Source organism: Sphingopyxis sp. NJF-3, from assembly GCF_053514865.1.
In genome coordinates, this window is the sequence record NZ_CM130726.1 from 3164465 (window position 1) to 3187353 (window position 22889).

General features: G+C 66.7%; 24 protein-coding genes. 6 read left to right on the forward strand and 18 right to left on the reverse strand.

From position 1 onward, the window contains the following. Nucleotides 1–8 precede the first annotated feature (8 nt). From ACOTSS_RS15415 to ACOTSS_RS15465, 11 genes are all read right to left on the reverse strand, one after another. Nucleotides 9–1754 carry a relaxase/mobilization nuclease domain-containing protein gene (locus ACOTSS_RS15415; protein WP_448688972.1) on the reverse strand — a complete coding sequence of 582 codons (1746 nt, stop codon included), beginning with the start codon at nucleotides 1752–1754 and terminating at the stop codon, nucleotides 9–11. Between the two features lie 223 nt (nucleotides 1755–1977). Further along, complete coding sequence (locus ACOTSS_RS15420) at nucleotides 1978–2691, reverse strand: lytic transglycosylase domain-containing protein (RefSeq protein ID WP_448691363.1); 714 nt, start codon at nucleotides 2689–2691, stop codon at nucleotides 1978–1980. A 5-nt stretch (nucleotides 2692–2696) separates the two neighbouring features. After that, nucleotides 2697–3029, reverse strand: coding sequence for a DUF736 domain-containing protein (locus ACOTSS_RS15425; RefSeq protein WP_288987356.1), 333 nt, complete (start codon nucleotides 3027–3029; stop codon nucleotides 2697–2699). Continuing rightward, the gene (locus ACOTSS_RS15430) at nucleotides 3026–3616 is read right to left on the reverse strand and encodes a S26 family signal peptidase (protein ID WP_448688973.1); all 591 of its coding nucleotides are present in this window, start codon (nucleotides 3614–3616) and stop codon (nucleotides 3026–3028) included. The genes ACOTSS_RS15425 and ACOTSS_RS15430 overlap by 4 nt, the downstream gene beginning before the upstream one ends. Beyond that, nucleotides 3613–4134 (reverse strand): DUF2840 domain-containing protein, encoded by a 522-nt coding sequence (locus tag ACOTSS_RS15435; RefSeq protein ID WP_293701714.1) that lies wholly within the window; start codon nucleotides 4132–4134, stop codon nucleotides 3613–3615. Before ACOTSS_RS15435 ends, ACOTSS_RS15430 begins: the two co-directional genes overlap by 4 nt. After that, nucleotides 4134–4376 carry a helix-turn-helix transcriptional regulator gene (locus ACOTSS_RS15440; protein ID WP_037553423.1) on the reverse strand — a complete coding sequence of 81 codons (243 nt, stop codon included), beginning with the start codon at nucleotides 4374–4376 and terminating at the stop codon, nucleotides 4134–4136. The genes ACOTSS_RS15435 and ACOTSS_RS15440 overlap by 1 nt, the downstream gene beginning before the upstream one ends. 127 nt (nucleotides 4377–4503) lie before the next feature. Next, nucleotides 4504–4908, reverse strand: coding sequence for a DUF2285 domain-containing protein (locus ACOTSS_RS15445; RefSeq protein ID WP_293701711.1), 405 nt, complete (start codon nucleotides 4906–4908; stop codon nucleotides 4504–4506). A 169-nt stretch (nucleotides 4909–5077) separates the two neighbouring features. Further along, a complete protein-coding gene (locus ACOTSS_RS15450) occupies nucleotides 5078–5392 on the reverse strand; it encodes a transcriptional regulator domain-containing protein (RefSeq protein WP_322787390.1) in 315 nt (104 codons plus the stop codon). A 78-nt stretch (nucleotides 5393–5470) separates the two neighbouring features. After that, a complete protein-coding gene (locus ACOTSS_RS15455; protein ID WP_448688974.1) occupies nucleotides 5471–5782 on the reverse strand; it encodes a DUF736 domain-containing protein in 312 nt (103 codons plus the stop codon). A gap of 262 nt (nucleotides 5783–6044) precedes the next feature. After that, entirely contained in the window at nucleotides 6045–6533 is a 489-nt protein-coding gene (locus ACOTSS_RS15460; RefSeq protein ID WP_448688975.1) for a hypothetical protein, read from the reverse strand. 123 nt (nucleotides 6534–6656) lie between these two features. Then, on the reverse strand, nucleotides 6657–6821 hold the full coding sequence (locus tag ACOTSS_RS15465; protein WP_162928261.1) for a hypothetical protein: 165 nt from the start codon (nucleotides 6819–6821) through the stop codon (nucleotides 6657–6659). A 286-nt stretch (nucleotides 6822–7107) separates the two neighbouring features. Here ACOTSS_RS15465 and ACOTSS_RS15470 point away from each other — a divergent pair, with 286 nt between their 5' ends. Together ACOTSS_RS15470 and ACOTSS_RS15475 are read left to right on the forward strand one after the other, a co-directional pair. Next, complete coding sequence (locus tag ACOTSS_RS15470) at nucleotides 7108–8022, forward strand: hypothetical protein (protein ID WP_293701692.1); 915 nt, start codon at nucleotides 7108–7110, stop codon at nucleotides 8020–8022. A 57-nt stretch (nucleotides 8023–8079) separates the two neighbouring features. Then, on the forward strand, nucleotides 8080–9210 hold the full coding sequence (locus ACOTSS_RS15475) for a hypothetical protein (RefSeq protein WP_293701690.1): 1131 nt from the start codon (nucleotides 8080–8082) through the stop codon (nucleotides 9208–9210). Between the two features lie 8 nt (nucleotides 9211–9218). Here ACOTSS_RS15475 and ACOTSS_RS15480 read toward each other — a convergent pair whose 3' ends face one another. From ACOTSS_RS15480 to ACOTSS_RS15495, 4 genes are all read right to left on the reverse strand, one after another. Beyond that, on the reverse strand, nucleotides 9219–9539 hold the full coding sequence (locus ACOTSS_RS15480) for a DUF736 domain-containing protein (RefSeq protein WP_037553339.1): 321 nt from the start codon (nucleotides 9537–9539) through the stop codon (nucleotides 9219–9221). Nucleotides 9540–9725: 186 nt separating this feature from the next. Next, nucleotides 9726–12935, reverse strand: a complete 3210-nt coding sequence (locus ACOTSS_RS15485; protein WP_448688976.1) for an error-prone DNA polymerase — start codon at nucleotides 12933–12935, stop codon at nucleotides 9726–9728. Beyond that, nucleotides 12932–14737: a DUF6504 family protein gene (locus ACOTSS_RS15490; protein ID WP_081932951.1), complete on the reverse strand. Its 1806-nt coding sequence runs from the start codon at nucleotides 14735–14737 to the stop codon at nucleotides 12932–12934. Before ACOTSS_RS15490 ends, ACOTSS_RS15485 begins: the two co-directional genes overlap by 4 nt. After that, nucleotides 14643–15431, reverse strand: a complete 789-nt coding sequence (locus ACOTSS_RS15495) for an ImuA family protein (protein ID WP_228383753.1) — start codon at nucleotides 15429–15431, stop codon at nucleotides 14643–14645. Before ACOTSS_RS15495 ends, ACOTSS_RS15490 begins: the two co-directional genes overlap by 95 nt. Before the next feature lie 222 nt (nucleotides 15432–15653). Between ACOTSS_RS15495 and ACOTSS_RS15500 the strand changes: the two genes are divergently transcribed. After that, nucleotides 15654–16211, forward strand: a complete 558-nt coding sequence (locus tag ACOTSS_RS15500) for a cytochrome b (protein WP_037553336.1) — start codon at nucleotides 15654–15656, stop codon at nucleotides 16209–16211. A gap of 12 nt (nucleotides 16212–16223) precedes the next feature. Here the strand turns inward: ACOTSS_RS15500 and ACOTSS_RS15505 are convergent, their stop codons facing one another. After that, nucleotides 16224–16661 carry a DUF1810 domain-containing protein gene (locus tag ACOTSS_RS15505; protein WP_037553335.1) on the reverse strand — a complete coding sequence of 146 codons (438 nt, stop codon included), beginning with the start codon at nucleotides 16659–16661 and terminating at the stop codon, nucleotides 16224–16226. Beyond that, nucleotides 16658–17275, reverse strand: coding sequence for an SOS response-associated peptidase family protein (locus tag ACOTSS_RS15510; RefSeq protein ID WP_037553333.1), 618 nt, complete (start codon nucleotides 17273–17275; stop codon nucleotides 16658–16660). Before ACOTSS_RS15510 ends, ACOTSS_RS15505 begins: the two co-directional genes overlap by 4 nt. A gap of 55 nt (nucleotides 17276–17330) precedes the next feature. On the opposite strand from ACOTSS_RS15510, the gene ACOTSS_RS15515 reads away from it, so the two are divergent. Then, nucleotides 17331–17843: an SOS response-associated peptidase family protein gene (locus ACOTSS_RS15515; protein WP_037553332.1), complete on the forward strand. Its 513-nt coding sequence runs from the start codon at nucleotides 17331–17333 to the stop codon at nucleotides 17841–17843. 249 nt (nucleotides 17844–18092) lie between these two features. Here ACOTSS_RS15515 and ACOTSS_RS15520 read toward each other — a convergent pair whose 3' ends face one another. After that, nucleotides 18093–18368, reverse strand: a complete 276-nt coding sequence (locus ACOTSS_RS15520) for an HU family DNA-binding protein (protein ID WP_037553418.1) — start codon at nucleotides 18366–18368, stop codon at nucleotides 18093–18095. A gap of 140 nt (nucleotides 18369–18508) precedes the next feature. On the opposite strand from ACOTSS_RS15520, the gene ACOTSS_RS15525 reads away from it, so the two are divergent. Together ACOTSS_RS15525 and ACOTSS_RS15530 are read left to right on the forward strand one after the other, a co-directional pair. Next, the gene (locus ACOTSS_RS15525) at nucleotides 18509–19414 is read left to right on the forward strand and encodes an endonuclease/exonuclease/phosphatase family protein (RefSeq protein ID WP_037553331.1); all 906 of its coding nucleotides are present in this window, start codon (nucleotides 18509–18511) and stop codon (nucleotides 19412–19414) included. A gap of 511 nt (nucleotides 19415–19925) precedes the next feature. After that, complete coding sequence (locus tag ACOTSS_RS15530) at nucleotides 19926–22889, forward strand: TrlF family AAA-like ATPase (RefSeq protein ID WP_037553330.1); 2964 nt, start codon at nucleotides 19926–19928, stop codon at nucleotides 22887–22889.

Below are 22889 nucleotides of genomic sequence, written 5' to 3' on the forward strand. Positions count from 1 at the left end.
ATCCTTTCTCAGATTGCGATCCCGCGATTGCGGCCAAGGCTCCAGTCGATGCCGCCCGCGGTGGCGGTGCCGGTGACATGCTGCCCGAGGTGTCGGTCGAGCGCCGGGCGCCAGGGCACGAGTTGAAAGCCAAGCCCGTCGTCGATCATCGCGAAGCGCCCCGAGGCGAGCGACACGCGCTCGCGGTAGGTCCCGCTCACCGCGTCGCCGGTGGCCGGCGGGCGATGCGCGAGTCCGGTGCGCGCGGCGATGGTTTCGCAGGCGGCCTCGAGGTCGCGCCGCTTCAGCGTTTCGATGAGATCGGGCGCCAGTACGAGCTTTCCGTCCTGACGGCTCGCGAGACCTTCGCTCGCGAGAAACTCGGCGCGCGCTGCCATGGCGCGGCGAACATCGATGCCGAATCCCGAGGTTCCTGCCGTGGGCTTCGCCGCGACCAGTTCGCGGTCGAGCCAGGTTGCACCGCGCGCGGATATCTGGTCGGCAACCGCAAGGTCCGATCGCAGGGCGAGCGAGAGATGCTCGCCGCCGTCGCGTCCTTCCCAGCGCCGCAGCTCGACGACCGCGCCCGGCTTCGCGTCCCCGGTCCATTGGAGGTCGGAGAATTTGATGCGATGGGTCCGGCCATCGGTCCCGTCGACGATGGCGAAGGCGGAACCGACAAGCTCGTCGTCGAGGCCACGTGCGACCAGCCGCCCGACGAGGCCCGATCGCTCCGCCTCGCCGTGAAGAGCGAGCCTCGATGCGTCGAAGGAGAGCCCCTGCATGCGCATGGCGCGGTGGACGCCCTTGATGATATCCCCGCGCTCGCCAAGATCGCGCAATAGGGTTTCGGCGCGCGGATCGATCTCGAAAATGCCGGGTCCAAGGCGCGTCGCGAGCCCAAGTGCTTCGAGCTTCGCCGCACGTCCGAGGAGATGCCGATCGCGGCCCGGCGGCGAGCTTGGGTCGGGACGAAGATCGACGATCCCCGTTTCGCCGCCGCGTTCGCGCAGGCGCGCGTCAAGCCCGGTCCAACGCTCGGCACTCGCCTCCCGCGCCAAGCTGGCGTCGATCTCCCGTTCGTTTCGCGGACCGAGTTCGAGAGTGGCGATCTCCGACGCCCGTCCGCGCACGCCTTCCGACATATAAGCGCGGTCGACGACCAGGTCGCTTCCGCCCTCGGCGACGCCGCGCAGGAGTATATGGATATGCGGATTGTCGGTATTCCAGTGATCGACCGCCACCCAGTCGAGCCGGGTTTCGAGATCCTTCTCCATCCGGCCCATGAGATCGCGGGTGAAGGTCCGAAGGTCCTGCAGCTGCTCCGCATCTTCAGGGCTGACGATGAAACGGAAATGATGGCGATCGTCGGCGCAGCGATCGGCGAAGGCCTCGCGGTCGGCGGCGTCTCCAGACGCATCGAACATCATGGCATCGCGTCCATCGCGGGTGACGCCGTCGCGTTCGAGATAAGCGATATGCCGTGCGAGAGGCGCGGAGCGAAACTGCGCGCCCTTGTGCCGGACGATACGCGCCATGACTGTCACGCGGCGCTGCGCGGGACCCCGCCGCATCGTCGCAAGCGCGGCACGGCCGCGGCCATGCCGACCGGTCCCGCTGCGACCGCCGCCGCCGCGACGGGAGCGGGTGTAACCCGAGCGGGCGGCTGCCTTGCGCACCTGCGCCGCGAGCCTTTTCCCGCGCCGCGCCGATCCCGAACCAGCATCGCGCCCTCTTCCCGGTCGCACCCGAAAATCATGCTCGTCGCCGCTCACAACGCCGATGCCATATCGTAAGCGCTTGTTCTGCCTCGGAAATCCAGAGGTCGATATGGCAGCCGGAGGGGGGTGCCATACGCATAAAGCGCTGTAATCCAACCACAATCTGCCAGCGAGCTGGCAGGTCTTTTATCTTGCCATCCCCCCGAACCCCTTCTGAACGCCAAGCAGTGCCTATCCATGGACCCGCGCACGCCAGCAAATATCGCCAGGACGACCATCACCGATTGTCCCCGGAAAGCGGGACGAAGAGGGGCGAGGGAGCAGGCACGGAATGCGACGGCCCTGCAGCCGCGACGTCGCCGCGCTGCACCGAAGTTGCAGCCGGCGTGTCCGATCGCTGCTCGGTGAAGAGCGACGCGCTGCGCCAGCTCGGCGGTTCGGCCGTCCGCGCCATCGCCGCCGACGGCACAGCCGGCGCACCGAGCGCGGGCGCAATGGCTGCGACGTAGGCGACCGTCTCGGCGGGCAAGCCGCGCCGCCCCGCTGCATAGGCGTCGGCGCGGCCGGGGCCCGCATTATAGGCAGCGAGCATGAGGCGAACGTCGCGATATCGATCCCACATCGCGCGCAGATAGGCCGCGCCCGCGAGGATGTTGGCGCGCACGTCGAAGGGGTCAGACCCGAGACGATGCTGCGCCGTCAGCATCGCCCAGGTTGCGGGCATGATCTGCATCAGCCCCATTGCACCGGCATGCGAGAGCGCCCGCGGCTTGCCGCGGCTCTCGACATGCATCACGCGCCATATCCAGACCTCCGGCACGCCGAAGCGTTGCGATGCCTCCGCCACATGGGCGGCATAGGGGTGGACCGCGGCCGCCGGCGTTTCCGCCGGTGCCGCGCCCCATGCCCGGTCCGGGGCGGCGCTCGCCGCGCAGAGCAGCAGCAAGGCGAGGCGCACGGCGCGGACGCGCGCCGAGCGAGCCGGATGCATGATGCTCACGCTTGTTCGCGTGGGACGGGACGCGTCCAGAGGAGATGATATTCATCCTCGTTCTGCGTCGAACGGAGCAGATTGGCGCGCAGCGGAACCGCGAGCGCCGGATCGTCGATCTGCAGGGCGATATAGGAGCCGGCGCGTTCGCTGCGGCGTTCCCAGCCTGCGCCGATCTCGACGCCGGTGTCGGCTTCGACGAGCAGGACTCGCCAGGCCGGTGCATTTTCCGCGTCGTTCGGCTTCGCCGGAACGATCGCGATCATCGCATCGAGCAGCAGCGTCCGGATCTGTCCGGCATAGCCGTCGCCAGCGGATTGAAAGCTTCCGATAATCATGAGGACATATCCTTTCCTTCGGGGGTGAATGCGGAGCGATCGGCGTCACGGCGCCAGCGCAGCGGCGCGCCGGGCGCAGCGCGCACGAGCAGTGGGTGCGCGACGCCGACGACGCCGGTGTCGGGGAGCGGTCCGAAATATCGGCCGTCGAGACTGTCGGGCGCGGGGTTGAGGAGGAACAGTTCGCCGGGGCGCAGGCGATGGCAGCCGAGCCAGCGCGGCAGCGGCCGCCCGACGCGGTCGGCGTCCCGCGCGCGCGCTGCTGGCGCGCCGTCGATCGTCACGAAGGTGCCGCTGCGGCAGACGAGCGCGCCTTCGCCGGCGGCGACATGCTTCAGGAGCGGCACGCCGCGCGGCACATAGCCGCGCACGGCGAGACGCGCCGCGACCGCCTCGGGCGGGTGGAAGAGGATGAGGTCGCCGACCGCGGGCTCCGCACCGACATCGACGCGGTAGAAGCCGATCGGGACGCTCGGGCTCGCATTCCAGATGAGGCGCGGTTGCGGCGCGAGCGCAGCCGCCGCGACGAACAGCGCCGCGAAGAGCGTAGCGCTCGCCGCGGTCGCGCGGAGCCAGCGGCGGTTCATGGCGCGATCGCCTTGCGCTGGAGCCATGCCCGGTGCCGCTCCGGACCATAGGGCCGGAACGGCAGTCCGGCGGCGATATGGCTGCCGATGTGGCGCCAATGATCCGGTGCCGTCTCGCACGGGTCGAGCCCGTCGGCCTCGATCGCATCGATCGCCGAGAGCACCTGCTGAACCCTCGGCCAACCGTCGACGCGGAGCAGGATGTCGCCGCCGGGGCGCACGTAGGGATGCGTCGCGAAGGGCGCGCGCGGCGCAGGCGCTACGATGACCGAGATGCTCGAGAAGATGGTGCCGAAGTCGTTCGCGCTCCAGCGGACGAAGCCGAAGACGGCCTCGGGCCGGAAGGAGACGATGCGGGTCCGGCGGCTGACGATGCGCTCGGCGGCGACGCGGCCGAAGCGCAGCCAATGCTCGAGGCGCTGCTCGATCCAGGTCAGCTCAAGGTCGGTGAGACCGCTCGCGGTCGCCTCGACCGGCTGCACGCCCAAAGCGCGCGCGATGTTCTGGGCCGGGCGCATCAGCGGCGAACCGGGCGCGCGGGATGGACGACGCCCTTGCCGGGATCGGACGTCGACTTCTTGCGGCCGATCTCGGCCCAGGCGTCGAGATCGGCGATCGCGTACACGATCCGCCCGCCAAGTTTGCGGTATTCGGGACCCGTTCCGAAGCAGCGATGCTTTTCGAGCGTCCGGCTCGACAGGCCGAGGTGTAGCGCAGCGTCGGGCGTCTTGAGGTAGCGCGGCGAAATGGGGGTATGCATGTCGCTCAAAGGGGCCTCCGTTCGCAGCGCCGGGTCCCGTGGCGGGCTCCGGCGGAGAGGCGGCGACATTCGGAAATCGGGATGCGGTTTAGGAACGGACAAAGTGACGACGCGCGGAATGTCCCGATCAGGTGGCGCCGAGCAGCTCCTGATAGCCGCCGTCGCGCATCGCGACCGCCGCGCGGTGCCAGCGCGCGATGCGACGGCGCTCGCTCGATCCGTCCCAGTCGGCGGCCGAGAAATCCTGGGCATCGTCAAGGATGAGGGCGGCCGCGATGTCGCGCGCCGAACGCCCCTCGGCGGAGGCGTCGAGGAGCCGCAGCCACTGGATGAGACGCCAGCGCTCGGATGGTCCGGGGGCGCCTCCCCGCAGGAAGCGGTGCGTCGTGACGCCCGCCGAGAAGCGGCGCTGCACGGCGAGGCTCACGGCCATCCGCAGCTCGCTGTGCGGATCGGCCGGGTTTACATAGGCGAGCCGTTCATCGGCGAGGAAGCGGCGAAGCCAGAGGCGGAAGCGCCGGCCGTCGGCCACGAAGACGAGATGCCACTCGCCCGGCAGAATGATCTCGGAGGCGATGTCTGCCGAGGCGATGAGCTCGGCGAGCCGCGGCGCGGCGAAGCCGTCGGGCGCCGGTTCGGCGATGGCGACATGCGCGCAGGCCTCGGGCTGCCAGAGCGCGGGGGATTCGGTGACGGATCGGTCAGGGTCCAGGGCGAAAGACCAACCCCCATCGTCGCGCGAGCCCAGCTAGGCGCGCGGTGCGCCGCCGCGTCGGCGCCAACGCCGCCGACCGATAGGCGCGGCGATAGGCCGGGCTTCGGCGCAGGAACTCCTGCGCGAAATCGGCGCGATCATATGTTTCGAATATTCTCGGAAAATATGGCGATTGCCAATCGACGACCTGATCCATTCGCACCTCCGGCTGATCTTCAGGAATGAAAGCAAAGCCTATCAGCAGCTTGCCCGCATCGGCTGGAACATGGTTAGCGGCATGCAAAGGATCATCGTAACGCATTGCGGCGGAGAATCCCCGCGCGAAAAGCCTCAAAATGAGAGTATCGCCGCCCGGCTTGCGGCCGGGCGGCGTGCTCGATCAGTCCCGCCGCTGGGGGCGGGTCCAGACGAGATCATAGTCGCCGTCGCTTCCTTCGAAGAGCTGCGCAAAGAGGGGCGCGGTGAAGCTCGGGTCGTCGAACTTGGTCGAAAGATAGGTGCGGTCGTCCTGGCTGGTCTTCTCCCAGGCTGCGCCCACCTCGACGTCGCCGACATAGATGCGGTGGGTCGGAGCGCTGGGTTTGGGATTGTCCTCGGGGACGATGCGAACCGCGTCGACCGAGAGGGCGAGGCTCGCGATTGCGCCCCGATATTCGCCCTTCGCTTTCTTGAAGGTTCCGATCTTGGCCATCTTGAAGTCCTTTCCTTGCTTTCGAGCCGCAGGATCGCGGTCTCGATGCGCATCGGTGGCCGGAAAGGAGGCCGCGCCGCAGCCGCAGGCCCGAAGCGAAGCGGAGGACGGCAGCGCAGCGATTTTCTTGGTGCGCGAGGAACGGCGGCACGCCGGGGGAAGAAAATCGGGGAGCGCCGTTGCGGCCAGCGGGCTCAGCGCAGCGGCTTACCGGCAGATCGCGCAGGAAAGAGACCGTGTTCCTGCGGCGGGAGCGAGGGACTCAGAGGCGGTCGGAAGCGGGCGAAGCGGACGCCGGGGTCGCGGGTGCGCGATCATCGCATTCCCGGTCGCCGACGCCAATTGCATCCACCGAAGACCCGTCAAGACCCCGGACCGCCGCCACGGCGGCGACGACGGCAGCGAGCACAGGCAGGATCGTTACCAGCATGCCCTCCGTAGCGAAGAGCCGCACGATCCCCGTCATGCCATAATAGCCTGCGACCCCCGCCGGGAGGAGGAAGAGCATTGCGACACAGGTTCGCAGCAATGTCGATCCACCGTGGGCATAGAGGTGCCGTCCAGCAAGATGGAGCAGGAGCCCCGCCAGAAATGCCATCGCAAGGGCAGCGCCAATGCCATAGCCGCGGTCCTGAAGTTCGAAGGCGAGAGCAATGCCGGTGCCAAGCGGCAGCGCGAGGGCCGCCAGCCGGAACAGAAGCCAGATGAGATAGAGGCTTGCGGCGGCGCCGAGGATGAGCATGAAAGTCACGAGCGTCCTCCTTGGGGACGCGCTCTCCACCACCACCACAGCGCGGTCTGCACCGTCAATCTAGCAGACGGCCGCCCGCGACGGAACCGGAACTGGAACCATCGCGGGGCAAATTTTGCGGGTTCAGCGGTTGAACGGGTCATATTCGCACACGATGTGTTCGGGGTCGCCGTCGAACTCTTCGATGGGCATCACCGCATAGCCTTTTGTCGTTTCGATAAGGACGATGATCGTCATCATCGTGCGGGCGAGGCTCCAGCCGAGCGATTGAGCGGTGGAAAGCGGCATGGGTTTGGCTCCTGTCCTTTCGGAGCGGGACCGTTCCCGCTCGACAGTCGCCCCGCCGGCCGGGGGCGGGCCGCAATCACCGCAGCAAGGCTGCGGCCGCACGCGGAGCGTAGCGGACCCTTCACGGGTTGATTGAAGGAGGCCCGGCTCCGCGCCCAGGGATCAGCGGCTATCGAGAGCGGGTACGGTTTCGCGGGGGGACGAGAGGCCCTTGCGCCTTCCTCCCAGACCATAATCTGCGTGCTTCGTCGCCCCGGCGTGCGCGAAGAACAGGGAGAATGACGTAATGGCGGGTCAGCGCAGCGAGTTCGGATATTTTCCGCGGCCGCTCGATATCACGGTCGGGCCGGTATCGATCGCGACCCTTGCCGGTCTCCCGGAGACGGTGGCGGACATCGAGGCCGATCCTGGCCGCGAAGGGAAATGGATCTACGCCCAGCTACAGCCGGTTGCCCATCTTGGGGGCGGGACGACTGTTCGGCCCTATCCGGCGCGCATCTTCGGCCTGCCGAAGACGCACGCCATCGTCCACGCGACAGCGTCGGAGATTGATCAGGTCGACTTCCATGTCTGGAGCCTGTCCTTTTTCCACGGCATGCGCTTCACGATTACCGAGGCCGGCTTCCTCGATTCGACACCGATCGAGCGCGGCGTTCTCGTCGACTTCGTGCTGCTGGGCGGGAGCCTGGCCAAGTCGATCGAACTCGCCGAGGCTTTCTGGACCGCCAATCGGGCCTCGCCCGAACGGGCCCGGATCTGGGTTGCGGCGGTCCATGCCCTCTTCATGAGCCAGAATCCGCAACATCTTCAGTTCGAGCGCTTCACGCTGCTCTACACTGCGCTCGATGCGTGCTTCGCTCTCGCAAAGTCCATGAACCCGCCTCCCAAAAGCCTCACGCATTCCCAGCGCATCGCGTGGATGTGCGACTGGCTCGGGATGCCGGTTCCCGCATGGGCCGACCCCGCGAGTAGTGGCGGTGCGCAAGTCGCCGGGATGCGCAATCCGACGGTGCATGAAGCCCTTTATATGGGCGAACCGCTCGGCTTTGCGCTGCACGGCGTCGGCGGGGGACCAAACCTCACGCTCGAGATGTCCGGCCTGGTATCGCGTCTGCTCGTCGCTCTCCTCGGCGCACGGAACAATCGCTACATAAGCTCATCCACAGGCACGCGCCAAACACAGGGACTCGATCTTGGCTGAACGCAAACGGCAGAATTTCGCCATCCGCCCCGGCTCGGCAATGCAGGGGAGACAATCGTGACTGCGCCGCAAGGCGTCGCGGGTAGCGACGACAAGGCGGCGGCTCCCGTAACCAAACCAGCGGCGCCAGCGGTCCCCGCGCGCCCGCATCCGTCCATCTTTCACTATCCGATCGATGCCTGCGACGTCAGCGACAAGGCCTCGCTCGAAGCGTTTCGCGAGAAACTCCAGCATTGGTCCGAGTTGTTCGAGCGCGATCCCGACGCGTCGCTCGCGGGGCAGTTCGCCGACATGATGTGGTTTGACATAGCCTGGCGCACGGCGAACGAGGCGCGGAAATTCGCCGATGACGACGGCACCCGCGGCTCGACCGCGCCGCTCATCGCGATGATGCTAGACCGCGGCTATCTTGCCGGACAGGTCATCGCCATCACCCGGCTGCTCGAGAAACCACCTGCGAACCAGCCGAAGAAGGCCGTGATCTCACTCCCGCGGATCGTCGACGAGATGCGCGCGGCGCGCGAGCTCATGACACGCGAGAATTTCGTGTGCCGCGACGCGCTGCCCTATGATTATGAGGCCTTGCTTGCGGCCGAGCTCGAGCGGCTTGCCGCGGATATGGCAGCCAATCCGAACAAGGCAAGGCGCGTGAGCCTGAGCCTGTCGGGACCCGAAGGGTTCGACCAGGCCAAGGCGGAACATGAGCTGTTCGATCAATTGTCGGGGGTCGCTCCCGAAAATCGCGCGCGCGGCGACCTGATTGGCGAGGCCTTTTTCGACCGGCTCGACGAGCTGATGGCGAGGCCGCCGCTTCCCGAGATCAAGGCGCTGCGCAACAAGAGCATCGCGCATGCCGCCGATGCCTTTTCGCGCGCGCAAGCGGCCGGGCTTCGGTCCGGCCTCACCATCCACGACCTCGACCGCGCCCATTATCTCCTCTTCGCGGTTTTCCAGACGTTGTCGGTTGTGCTGTTCGGCGTCTGGCGCGCCTCGCCCGTCCCCGTTCCCCAGCACAATATGTTCGAACATCTCACCGAGCCCTATCTCGCCGAGAAGCGGCTCGAGGCGATGCGCGGCTTCTGGGACAAGCATATCGGTGAGCGGGAAGGCTGGATGCAAGACGGTTTCCACGAGGTCGTACCCGACAAGAAAGCCGCGAAAAAGGCCCCGCCCGAAGGCGGGGCCTGATCGATCCGTCAGCTCGGCGGGTTCCAGATAAGCACCTTCTTCATCGGGTCGTCGCCGGGCGCGTTCGCGATATTCGCGTAGATCGTGCCGAATTCGGGGGCCGAAAGGGTGACCGAGACATATTCGGTGCCGTTCGACTGCGACGTGCGGGTCCAGCCGGCGCCGACCTCGTAGCCGTTCTTGCGCGCGATCACGCGGAAGTCGGGCTCATTGTCCTTCACCTTGCGGCCGTTCGGGACGATCGCGATCGGCGCGGTGACCAGAAGGGTCGTCAGCGTGCCTTCGAAGCTGCCGTCGGCCTTGACGGTGAGATTTGCGATGGTGGCCATGTCGTGTCTCCTTGGGTTGCTCGGGACCATCCCCGATGGCGCCAACCGAAGGGCCTGCGAGCCGCCGTCACCGAGCGGCACGCGAGGGCGAACCCCCGCAGGGGGTTGACGGCATGAGGCGAGCCGAGGCCCGCAGTCAGGCAGCCAAGGAGGGAGTGGTCCTGCAACCGGAGCATTTGGCCACCATCAGTGAAAGTCATGGCTCCGGACGCGCAGCGCAGGCTCACGGCTATCGGGCCCGCTCCCGTTCCGCGCCCCGTCCCCGCGTCCCGGCGCAATGGGAAGATTGCTCCGCCCGACCTGCCGCAGCATCGCGTCATGATCGGTTATCCGGTCACAGATGACATGGATGATCTCGCCTTCCTTCTGAACGCGGCCGCGCATCGCGATCATCGACGCCGCCATGACCTGACGCCGATAGATGTCGAAGCGATCGGGCCAGAGGATGCCGTTGGCGATACCGGTCTCATCCTCGATCGTGACGAACAGCACGCCCTTCGCCGAGCCGGGCCGTTGCCGCACGAGGATCACGCCGGCGACCTCGATATTCCGGCCATCGCGGATCGAGCCAAGATCCGCGCAGCGGACGATCCCCATCGCGTCCAGCTCCTCGCGCAGGAAACTTAAGGGATGCGCGCGCAAACTCAGTTGAAGCGTGCGATAATCCTCCACCACCTCGCGCCCTTCGGTCATCGGCCGAAGCGCGGTCGGCGGTTCGAGCCCTTCGGGCGAGAAGTTCGCCTCGCGCGCGTCGGCGGCCGCGAAGAGCGGCAGCGGCGCCTCGCCGAGGCCGCGGACGTTCCACAGCCCCTGCCGCCGGTCCTCGGACAGACAGGCAAATCCATCCGCTTCGGCGATCCGCTCGATCGCGGCGCGCGGCACGCCGGCGCGCCGCCATACATCCTCGACGCAGTCGTAGGGCACATCGCCGCGCGCGCCGACGATCGCCGCGCCATGGATGTTCGCGAGCGAGCGCACCTGGCGGAAACCGAGGCGCACGGCGAGATAGCGCCCGTCGCTCCTTTCCAGCGTACAGTCCCAATGGCTGTCGTTGATCGAGACCGGGCGTACCTCGACGCCGTGATTCCGGGCATCGCGCACGATTTGCGCGGGCGCGTAGAAGCCCATCGGCTGCGCGTTCAGCAAGGCCGCACAAAAGACGTCCGGATGATGATGCTTCATCCAGCAGGAGGCGTATGCGATCTTGGCAAAGCTCGCGGCGTGGCTCTCGGGAAAGCCATAGGACCCGAAGCCCTCGATCTGCTTGAAGGTGCGCTCGGCAAAATCCTTGGGATAGCCCCGCTCGACCATGCCGCCGACGAGCTTGTCGTAGAAATGCGACACGCCGCCGGTGAGCTTGAAGGTCGCCATCGCGCGGCGCAGCTGGTCGGCCTCGACTGGCGTGAAGCCGGCGCCGACGATCGCGACCTTCATCGCCTGCTCCTGGAAGAGCGGCACGCCCAGCGTCTTCTCGAGCACGGCGCGGAGTTCGGGTTTCGGATATTCGGGCTTCTCCTTGCCCTCGCGGCGGCGAAGATAGGGATGAACCATGTCGCCCTGGATCGGACCGGGGCGCACGATCGCGACCTCGATCACGAGGTCGTAGAAACATTTGGGCTTGATCCGCGGCAGCATCGACATCTGCGCGCGGCTCTCGATCTGGAAGACACCGAGCGTGTCGGCCTTCTGGATCATGCCATAGACCGCCGGGTCGTCGTCCTGCAGGTCGGCCATACCCACATCCACCGCCTTATGCTCGCGGAGCAGGTTGAACGCCCGGTTCATGCAGCCGAGCATCCCCAAACCCAGCACGTCAACCTTCATGAATTTGAGGACGTCGATATCATCCTTGTCCCATTCGATGATCTGCCGGTCTTCCATCCGGGCGGGCTCGATCGGCACGAGATCGTCGAGCCGCTCTTCGGTCAGCACGAAGCCCCCGGGATGCTGCGAGAGATGCCGCGGCGTCCCGATCAGCTGCCGCGCGAGATCGAGGGTGAGGCGGAGCCGATAATCTCCGGCGTTGAGGTTGAGCTCGGCAATGCGCTCCTCGGGGATGCCGTCGACCGACCAGCCCCATACGAGGCCGGTGAGCATCTTGGTGAGGTCGCGCGGCAGGCCGAGCGCCTTTCCCACCTCGGCGACGGCGCCGCGGGTTCGATATCGCGTGACCACGGCGGTCAGCGCGGAGCGGTGACGCCCGTAGGTCTCGTAGATCCACTGGATGATTTCTTCGCGCCGCTCATGTTCGAAGTCGACGTCGATATCGGGCGGCTCCTTGCGTTCACCCGACACGAAGCGCTCGAAGAGCAGCTCGTGCTTGATCGGGTCGATCGAAGTCACGCCGAGCAGGAAGCAGACGCAGCTGTTCGCGGCTGACCCGCGCCCTTGGCACAATATGCCGCGCCGCCGGCTCTCGGCGACGATCGAATTGACGGTCAGGAAATAGGGCGCGTAGCCGAGCTCGCCGATCAGGCGCAGCTCGTGATCGATCTGTTTCCGAAAGGCAGGCGGCACGCCGCCCGGAAACATCCGGTTCGCACCTTCCTCGGTCAACGCCGCCAACGCTTCCTGCGCGGTGCGGCCCTCCATCACCTGCTCATAGGGATATTGGTAGCGGATCTCGGCAAGGTCGAAGCGACAGGCTGCCGCGATGTCGGCGGTCGCCGCGATCGCGTCGGGGAACAGCGCGAAGCGCCTTTCCATCTCGGCCGGGCTCTTCAAGGCCCGGTCCATGAAGCGTTCGCGCTTGAACCCGAGCGCATCGACCGTCGTCTTCTCGCGGATCGCGGTCAGCACGTCCTGCAGCGGGCGCCGTTCGGGCGCATGGTAGAGGATGTCGCCGAGCGCGACGCTCCGCACCGCCACTTCCTGCGCCAGCGCATCGAGCGCGCGAAGCCGCGCGAAATCGCCGGGCCGGCGGCGCAGCGCGAGCGCGAGAAAGGCGCGCGGGCCGAAGGCGCCGCTGAGCTCGGCGAGATCGAGCCGCGCCCGTTCGTCGGCTTCACCGGGCAGGAGGATCGCGACGAGGCCCTCGGCCGAGGCCGCGACGTCGGGCCAGTCGAGCCAGCAATTGCCCTTGCCGCCGCGCCCCTTGCCCAAGGAGAGCAGCCGGGTCAGCCGCGACCAGGCCGCGCGGTCCGTCGGATAGAGGAGGATCGAGCGACCGTCGCGAAGGTCGACGCGCGTCCCCGCGATCAGCCGGACGCCGGTTGCTTCCTGTCCCGACAGACCGCGCACCATGCCGGCGACGCTGCCCCGGTCGCAAAGCCCGAGGGCCGAATGGCCGAGGGCAGCGGCGGCCGCGAACAATTCCTCGGGCGAAGAGGCCCCCCGCAGAAAGGAAAAATGGCTCGTGGCGTAGAGTTCGACATAGGTCGTAACGGGGTCCGTCATCCGAACACGCCGTGCATGTACCAGCTGAGGTCACCCGTCTTGTCGGTGATCGCGTCGCCGCGGCGGAAGAGCCAGAAGCGCTCGCCGCTTGTCGCCTCGACCCGGAAATAGTCGCGAACCGCCCACATCTCGCCCGGGCGGCGCCACCATTCGCCATGGATGCGCTCGGGGCCATCGCCTGCGACCACCGCATAGCTCCGCCCGCGCCACGCGAAGCGGCGCGGCGGATGGTCGGGAAGCAAGGCGACGACGCCCGACAGCGCCTCGGGCCGCGCGAGCATCCGGATCGGCCGCGGCCAGACGGGCCAGCCGGCAGGCTGGGCCAAAGGCCCGGCGCGCACGATCGCGCGCTCGGGGACATCGCTTTCGATCGCGGACAGGCGGAACAGCGCGGCATCGCCGGCGCGGCCGGCCAGCGCATCGACGAGCGGCGCGAGGTCGGGCGCCTGGCGTGCCGTGTTGAGCACGGCGGCGATCGCCTCGGGCGCCAGCGCTTCGACCTGCGGCGCCGCGAGAACCATCGTCTCGATCCCGAGCCCCGGCTCGATCCGGTCGATCCGGAGCCTGAACAGGCGCAGCAGATGTTTCGCATCGCGCGTCGCGCGCGCCGTGCCGACGGTGACGAACTGCGCGCCCATGTCGAGCCGGTCGCAGCGCAAGACGAGGCTCCGCACGCCAAGACTGCGCTCGCGCAGCGCGAGCACGAGATCGCCGAGCAGGTCGGCGATGACCTGCTCGATCGCCTCGGCGGTCCCGATCGGCTCGAGCAAGGAACGGCGCGCCTCGGGCATGTCGAACGGGACGACGGGCACGATCGGCTCGGGTACGAACCCGCGCGCCTGGTCGAGCCGCTCGACCGCGCCGCGCCCGAGCCGCCGGGCCAATGGCCCGCGCGGCATCGGATAAAGATCGGCGATCCGCTCGATCCCGAAGCGCGCCGCCGCGGCGAGCGCCTCCGGCGCCAGCCGGAGCGCCGCCAGCGGCAAAGGCGCCAGCGCCTCGCTCTCGCCTCCTTCCGGCAAGATCCGCACGCCCGCGCCGCCATCGCGTGCGAGCGCGTGAGCGGCGCCGGGCGTGCCGGCGATCGCGACACGCGCGGTGAAGCCGAGGCGCCGTAGAAAACCGAGCAGACGCGCCGCGAAACGCTCTTCGCCGCCGAAGAGATGCGTCGTGCCCGACAGGTCGAGCCACAGCCCGTCGATGCCCGACACTGCCGCCGTCGGCGTCCAGCAGCGGGCGGCGTGGAGCGCAAGGCGATCGAGCCACGCGCGATCGGCGTCGGGTGCGGCATCGAGTATGTCGAGATCGGAGACCAGCGCGCGGGCATGGGCGGCCGCCATGCCGGGCACGAGGCCGAGATCGAGCGCCGCCGGACAGGCGGCGGTCACGACGTCGCGCTGGCCGGTTCGCGCGACGACGATCGTCGGACGGAGGCCCCAGAGCGGCGGCAGCGGCGCAGCGATCCCGCCCGACGTCCCGTCGTCCGAGCGCAACGCCCGGAACACCGGTGCGGCAGCTTCGCTCCGCCGTCCGAGCTCGCGCATCGTCGGTCGCTGGTGCGCCGGGAGGGCGTCGAGCGACGGCTCGCCGGAGTGCGTGCCTTGCGCCCAGCGCGCGCCCGGACGCCAGCCGCCGCCGCGCGGCACCGAACAGGTGCCGGGATTGTCGTCGACAGGCTCGGGGAAGCGCGGACCCGCCCGCGCCCGATCAGGCGGCGTGCCCGAATGCGACGGTGTCCGTTCTGCCCGGCGCAACCGCTCGATCGGCAGTTGCGGCAGGAAGAGCGAGGCGACCCTGGTCATCGCACGCCTCCAGTTCGAGGGAAAAAGGCGGCCCGCCGCGCTGCCGGACCAGCTCGACATTCCAGCGCCCGCGCCCGACGCCGGGCGAGGCGAGGCGGCCCGACGACAAGGTGCCGATGCGCCAGCGGGTCATTGCGAGCGACGGATCGGCGAGCGGGCATTGGCCATAACGCCGGTACCGGCGATAGAGGATCATCGGCGTGTTGCCCTCGGATGCTGCCAGTTGCAGCCGGCGCGTCGCGGTCTGATCGGCCGCTTTCACTTCGGCAACGACGCAGGCGAGCGAACCGTCGCGCAGCGCGTCCTCGCACAGCGCCAGCAGTTCCTTGTCGGTCCTGCCTTGAGCATAGAGCACGCGGTCCGGACCGAGCCCCGCCTGTTCGAGACCGGGGGCATAGAGATCGAACCGCGTCAGCGCCCAGAGCGCCGACACGTCGGGCGCCGCCGCGAAGCGCGACGCGATTCCAGCCGCGAAGAGCGTTGCCGCAGCGTCATCGCTCCAGCTTGCCGAGGCGCCCGTGACCTCGTGCAGGCCTGCGCCATCGAGCCCGCCGCCAGCGAGAAGATGATCGACCGGCCCGACGCCGAACGGCAAGACCGGCCCGCGCGAGGCGGCTACACGCGCCACCGCCGCGCGAAGCACGTCGATATCTCTGGCACTTGGCCGAGGTGCAGATTGGGGCGTCGTGCTCATGGGAAATATCGACTCAAATGTTCCCTTTATGTTCCACCGAGTCAAAGGGCGCGTCAAGCGGGCCGCGACGAACCGCCGGGAATCGGTGCGCGCCTTCCGCCCGGCCTCTGTAAAAGCGAAACAAATTGGGCTCATGATCGTGACGGCTGCGTCCTGCTGACGGAACGAGGATCGCCGCCAAAGCATTGGAAGACCGGTGACGGACCTATTGCGAGGCGAATCATGCGTGAGAATCACAGCCGCTATTCCACCGTCTCGATCGTCCTGCACTGGACGATCGCCATCCTGATCATCGCCAATGCCACCTTTGGCGGCTGGATGGAGGACGCCTCGGACAGCGAGAAACTTGGCTATTATCATCTGCACAAATCGGTCGGGATCACGATCCTCGCGCTCAGCATTATCCGGCTCGGTTGGCGCTTCGGCCATCCCTGGCCGGCCTTCCCCGGCGGCATGCCGTCATGGGAACGGATGCTCGCGCGCACGACCCATGTCCTCTTCTATGTGCTGATGATCGGCGCCCCGCTTCTCGGCTGGGCCGCAGCGTCGGCGGGCGGGGCGCCTGAAGTGCCGCTTTACGGCGCCGTGCCCGCGCCCAATCTTCCGCTACCGCTGAACGAGGATCTCGCCGAAGAGCTCGGCGACATACACAAGCTGATGGTGAAGGCCATTTACGTCGTGCTCGCGCTGCATGTTCTCGGCGCGCTCAAGCATCATTTTTTCGACAAGGACGAAGTGCTCCACCGGATGCTGCCGCTGTTTCGCAATCCGCGCGGCTGACACGCGTCGGCGTCACGGCATGCTGTCGTCGCGGCTGAGCAGGCCGAGGGTGCGCTCATCGCGCTCGCCGCCGAACCAGCGGATGAGCGCGGCGGAGAAGAGCGGCCGCCGGCTCACGGCCTCGAACAATGTCAGCGATGAACGCAGCTTGACGGCGTCGACCTCGCCGAAGACCGCCACCGGGTCGCTTGCCGGCAGGTCCTGGATCGCTTCGACGCATTCGGCATAGCGCGCGCCGAGAAGCGGATGGGCCAGATAGGCCCGCGCCTCATCGGCTCCCGCGAGACCGTAGAGCTTCGACGTCGCGCTTCGGCCAAGGCCTGCCAGCTGCGGGAATATGAACCACATCCAGTGCGAGCACTTCTTGCCGCGGCGAATCTCGCCGAGCGCGCGCGGGTAGATTTGCTCTTGCGCGGTCACGAACAGATCGAGTCCCTCTTCGTTCGTCATAAGGCAAGAGCGCCTTGTGCAGGCGGCTTACCATATACCTGCGTCACCTCGAGGCTGCCTTCGGGAAGCCATTTCAATATGTCCTCGGCCGGAACGCGCGGATCGAGCCAAGCGGCCCATTGATCGCGTGGCAGCGGAATGATCTGGCGATGGTGATAGGGTGCGATGTCGGGACCTGCGTCCATGGTCAGGAGGCTGAAGGCTTCGCCGACATGGCTGTCGCGCCAGACGCCGGCCATGCAGAACCAGCGATGGTCCTTCAGCGTGAACAGCCACTTGTCGAGCCGCTTCTGCGCAGGGTCGGTGGGATCGGTGAACTCATAGAAACCGTCGCAGAGGACGAGGCATCGCTGCATGCCGAGATCGCGGCGCTCCGAGCGCACATTATAGACCGGTTTGCCGCCCTGTCCGGGCCAGCTCCAGCGCCGGTTGACGAGCGATCCGGCGGCGGCGCCGTCGCTGCTCTTCACGATCGGCGCTGTATCGGTGATGCGGACATCCTCGCGCGCCGGCACGTTCGGTGCGCCCTCGGGCATGTCGATCTTGATCTGGAGGTTGTCGAAGTCCTCGGCGATCGACGCGATGTCAATTTCGAGCCGATAATCATTGCACATGCGCGTCGGCCCCCTCGCCCTTGCGACTCAACATCGTTCCCATTATGTTCCACATATGGGTATCGCGCCAACCCCTTTCGATCCCGACGCCCCGAGCGGAGGCGTGCAAGCGCTCGTCCGGCGCAATCCCGACAATATGACCGAGATCGAAATGGTCAAAGCGGTTTGGGGTTCCGACCCGCGGTTTAGCGACGGGATCAATTATCGTTTCGTGCGCGCCGAGGGCCGCGCCTTCCCGGCGCGCCGCTGCCTGATCCCGGCGTCCGAGTTTCGCATGGGAACCGGCGATCACCGCTACCGGGTGACGCTCGACAGCGGCAATTTCTTCTATCTCGCCGCAGTGTGGGACCCGCCACTCGCCGACTGGCCGCTGTCCTACCGCATCCTCACCATCCCGGCGGGCGCCGATGTCATTCCCTATCAGTCGCGCCACGGCGTGATCATCCAGCGGCGCGACGCGAACCATTGGCTCGACGGCAGCCTGCCGAACGAGCTGCTGTTCGAGGAACCGCCGCGTCGCACGCTGTTCGTTGAGCCTTTGCGCAAACAGGCGGAACTTCCGCTCTAGGTCATGATGTCGCCGGCCCGCAGGGCCCGAACAACCGCACTCTTGGCGAGCCCGCAGCGGGGCGGCGTGCGATGCGCTCCCGTGCCTAGCCGCCGCCCCGCAAGGATAGCGAGCCGAGTGTGCCGCGCGGCCAAAACAAAAGTGCGACCCCTGGCCGAGCCTGCGAGGCCAGAGCGCGCTCATCAGATGCCGCGCCCGACATGCCGCCGCGCGGCCGTCCCGCCGGGCACGCCGGCGGGACGTACCGGCTCAGCCGTTCAGACGATCCTTGACGGCCTTCGCGGCGCCGAAGGTCAGCTTCTTCGAAGCCGCAATCTGGATGGTTTCGCCAGTCGAGGGATTGCGGCCTTCACGCGCGGCCGATTCCTTGACCTTGAACTTGCCGAAGCCGTTCACCGAGACTTCGTCGCCCTTGGCGGCGGCGTCGGTGATCGCAGCGAAAACGGCATCGACAGCCTTCTTCGCATCGGCCTTGCTCAGACCAAGTGCGGTTGCGACGCTGTCCGACAGTTCGGCGTGGTTCATAAAATCATCTCCTTGAGCGGCCGGAAGGATCCCGGCCGGGCGGGCGCTATAGCGCCGCGGACGGATCGGCGCCATCTGCGCCGCGCCAAGGCGCGGCACGGCGAGTTGCACTCGGTGGCGGCGTGCGGCAGTAGCGGCGGATGCTTCCCCACCGCCTCATCGCATCCGCCCTGCTCCTGCTGGCTGCCGCCTGCTCGCCCGCGACCTCCGCACCCGCGAACCCGTCTGCTCCATCGAAACCGCTCAAGCTTGCGAGCTGGAACCTGGAATTTCTCGCCGCGAGGAACGGCGAAGGCTGCAACCCCAGGGATGACAGCGATTATGCCGCGATGCGCCGCATCGTCGACGACCTCGACGCCGATGTGATCGCCTTTCAGGAGGCCGAGAATGAGACCGCCGCGGCGCGGGTCTTCGACCCCGCCAAATATGTCGTGATCATGGAAGCGCGGAAGGGCGCGCCGGGCGGCACCTGCGGCGGCAAGTTCCCGTCGCAGACGGTGATCCGCCAAGCGGTCGGTTTTGCGATCCGCAAGGATATGGCCTTCGATCGCCATGCCGATGTGACGTCGCTGATGCGCGGCAACGAACAGCTTCGCTCGGGCGTCGACATCACGCTCCGCCCCGAGGGCCGCACACCGATCCGCCTTCTCGGCATCCACCTCAAGTCAGGCTGCTTCTCCGGGAACGAGGCGAAGGCCTGCCCCATATTCCAGGACCAGATTCCGGCGCTCGAAGCCTGGATCGACGCGGCCGCCGCCGGGCCCGAGCGCTTCGCGGTGCTGGGCGACTGGAACCGGCGGCTCGCGCTTCCCGGCGACGCGATCTGGACTAAAATCGACGATGGCGATCCGGCCAACGCCGATTTGATGCTCGCCGACGCGGGCCAGCCGCCGGCCTGCGATCCGCGTTACGACAGTTTCATCGATCATATCGTGCTCGACCGGCGCGCCGCCGCCGACCGGACGGGGTTCAGCGAAACGCTCTATGCGCCCGGCGAGAAGCATTATTCGGACCACTGCCCGATCGCGGTCACGCTGCGGCGATAGAAAAATTCCGGGCCTCGAAGTAGCCCACGGAACCATCGCGCGCCCGGCACGTTTCACTTACCTGTCCAGACGAAAGAATGGCAGAATTTGATCGCATCTTCGGATGCAATCTAGGGAAGCCCCGCTGCAGCGATGTAGCGGGGCTTACCATTTCCGCTCCGCAGATATGCGGGCGCCATGCCGCAGGCGAGAAGCCAAGCGGCCCGACGATCATTCTGCGTCAGGCACGTCCTCGACACTTTCCCGACCGTCGTCATCAGGAAGGGGAACCTGCTCCGGAACTTGCTCGGGGCCGGTCGGGGGAGAATCGGGATGCGGGTCGGGCGGTGCGCTTGCCATGACAGCTCCTATGGACGTTGCCACTGGGAAACGGCCGGCAAGTCCTGCGGTTCCGGCGAGCCCGAGCCGCCCTGCGATCAGGCCGCAGGCCCCGGCACAAAATAGATCCAAAATGGTTTGATCTGGCGGCGGCACTTCCGTTTCCCCCCTGTTGACGATAGCGTGCCGCGCCATGACCGTGGGGGAAGAGGAATCGATCGGACCGGGATCGTTGTGGCTGCGATGGGATCCGCACGTCCACGCCCCGGGCACGATCTTCAACGACCAGTTCAAGGGCGATTGGGAAGCCTATCTTGCCGCGATCGAGGGTGCGACGCCGGCGATCCGTGCGCTCGGTATTACCGACTATTACGGGCTTGAACTCTACAAGGAGGTTCGCGCGCGCAAGGAGCAAGGTCGCCTCAAGGACTGCGACCTGATCTTTCCGAATATCGAGCTTCGGTTCAGCGTGGGAACCGCGCGGTCGTGGATCAACGCCCATCTGCTCGTCTGCCCCGACGATCCCGATCATATCGAGCAGCTCACGCGCTTCCTTCAGCGCCTGACCTTCAAGACCACGACCGACACCTTCGCCTGTAATCCTTCGGAGCTGATCCGCCTGGGACGTTCGCTCAATTCCGAGCTGACCGATGATCGTTCAGCGCTTCGCCACGGCTCCGAACAATTCAAGGTAAGCTTCGATCAGCTCCGTGAAGAATATAAGGGGATGAGCTGGGCGCAGGAGAATATCCTGATCGCGGTCGCCGGCGCGAAGGGCGATGGGACATCGGGACTTCAAGATGGCGCAGACCAAGCTTTGCGCCAGCAGATTGAACATTTTGCTCACATCATGTTCGCGTCGAGCCCGGCGCAACGTGAATTTTGGCTCGGCCGAAAAACCAGTCGCGAGCATATCTGCGAGACCTACGGCGGGCTCAAGCCCTGCATGCACGGCAGCGACGGGCATTCTGTGGAACGAACGGGCGCGCCCGATGGCGACCGCTATACCTGGATCAAAGGTGCGGCGACATTCGACGGACTGAAGCAGGCCTGCATCGATCCCGAGGGCCGCGCTTACGTCGGGACCGAGGCGCCGCCCGCAGCTGCGCCGTCTGAGACGATCCACCGTGTGACCCTGACGAATGCGCCGTGGGCCCCCAATTCGGTGATCGATCTCAACCCGGGCCTCGTCGCGATCATTGGTGCGCGCGGGTCCGGCAAGACCGCGCTGGCCGACATGATCGCAGCGGGCTGCGATGCCCATGCCGACCAGCTCCCTATGCAGTCTTTCCTGGTTCGGGCGAGCGAATATCTCGACGATGCGACGGTGAAGCTCGATTGGGGCAATGGCGTTGTCACCGAACGCGGCCTCGATAATGCCGCGGCGGCATGGGACGGCTACGCCCGCGCTCGATACCTGACACAGCAGTTCGTGGAATCGCTCTGCTCACCGGAGGGAATGACCGATGGCCTGCTGTCGGAAGTCGAGCGCGTGGTCTTTGACGCCCACAGCCCGACCGAGCGAGAGGGCGCGGTCGATTTTGCGGACCTTCGCGACCTCAAGGCAGCCCGGTTCCGCGAGGCGCGACGCCGCGAAGAACAGAAGCTCGAGGAATTGTCCGACCGGATCAACATCGAGCTCGAGAAGCAATCTCAGATCGTGGCCATTCGGAAGCAGGTCGACGAGAAGAAGCTCAAGATCACCCAGCTCACCGAGGACCGCGGCAAGCTTGTCCGCAAAGGCAGCGAGGACCGGATCAAGCGCCTCGAGGCCCTGACCGAGGCGGCAAACGAAGTGCGCGCACGGGTTAGGCGCCTGACCAATCGCGAGCAGAAGTTGCTACTCGTCCAGGACGAGGTTTCGGACTTCCGGACCCATCAGGCGCCCGAAAATCTGCGCGATGCGCAAGAGCGCCACAAGGATGCCGGCATAGCCGGAGAGGCGTGGGACCCGTTTCTGACGCAGTACAGCGGCAATGTGGACGGCATCATCAACGACAACCTGTCCTCCACCCGGAAGAACCGTGACGGGTGGCGCGGGATCGATATCGCAATCACCGATCCAGCGACCCCGCTCATCGCCGACGATGCCGATCTGACGAGACTTCCCCTTGGCCGGCTCGATGCGGAAATCCGGCGGCTCGGCGATATCATAAACGTCGACAAGGAAACACGCGAACGGTTCAATTCCCTGTCGACGAAAATCACGACCGAGACCGAATTGCTCTCGGTCCTGCAGGACAAGCTGAAGGACTATGAGGGCGCAGAGGAGCGCGCCAAGGGCCTGCCTACGGAAAGGCAGTCAAGCTACCGGCGGATCTTCGAAGCGGTGTTTTCGGAACAGCAGGTCCTCAACGACCTTTACGCACCCATCCGGGCGCGAATGGACGAGACGGGCGGGACGCTCGGGAAGCTTGCATTCACCGTCACCCGCCGAGCAGACATGGCGGAGTGGGCAAAGCGCGGCGAGGATCTGCTGGACCTTCGCCGACAGGGCCCGTTCCGCGGCGAGGGCAAATTGCTCGAGGCCGCGAATGACGAGCTTCGCGGCGTTTGGGAGAGTGGGACCGCCGAAGAAGTGACCGAGGCGCTCAAAGACTTTCGCCAAAAATATCAGAAGAGCTTCTTCGAACATGCTCTCGCACAGCGCAGCGATGCCGCCGCATTCCGCGGCTGGCTCAAGCTGTTCGCGCGCTGGCTCTATGGCACCGATCATATCGAAGTCCGGTACAGCGTCGATTATGATGGGGTCGACATCCGCAAACTTTCGCCGGGCACGCGCGGCATCGTACTCCTGCTGCTGTACCTCGCGCTCGACAACGCAGATGAGCGGCCGCTGATCATCGATCAGCCCGAGGAAAATCTCGATCCCAAGTCGATCTATGATGAACTCGTCGGCCTGTTCCTCAAGGCCAAGGCGAAGCGCCAGGTCATCATCGTCACGCATAACGCCAATCTGGTGATCAACACCGACGCCGATCAGGTCATCGTTGCATCGGCCGGCCCGCATCCGGGGGATGGCTTGCCCGAGATCGCCTATGCGAGCGGCGGCCTCGAAGATGCACCGATCCGCAAGATGGTCTGCGACATTCTCGAGGGCGGGGAACATGCGTTTCGCGAGCGCGCACGGCGCCTGCGCGTTCGCCTGGAGCGTTAG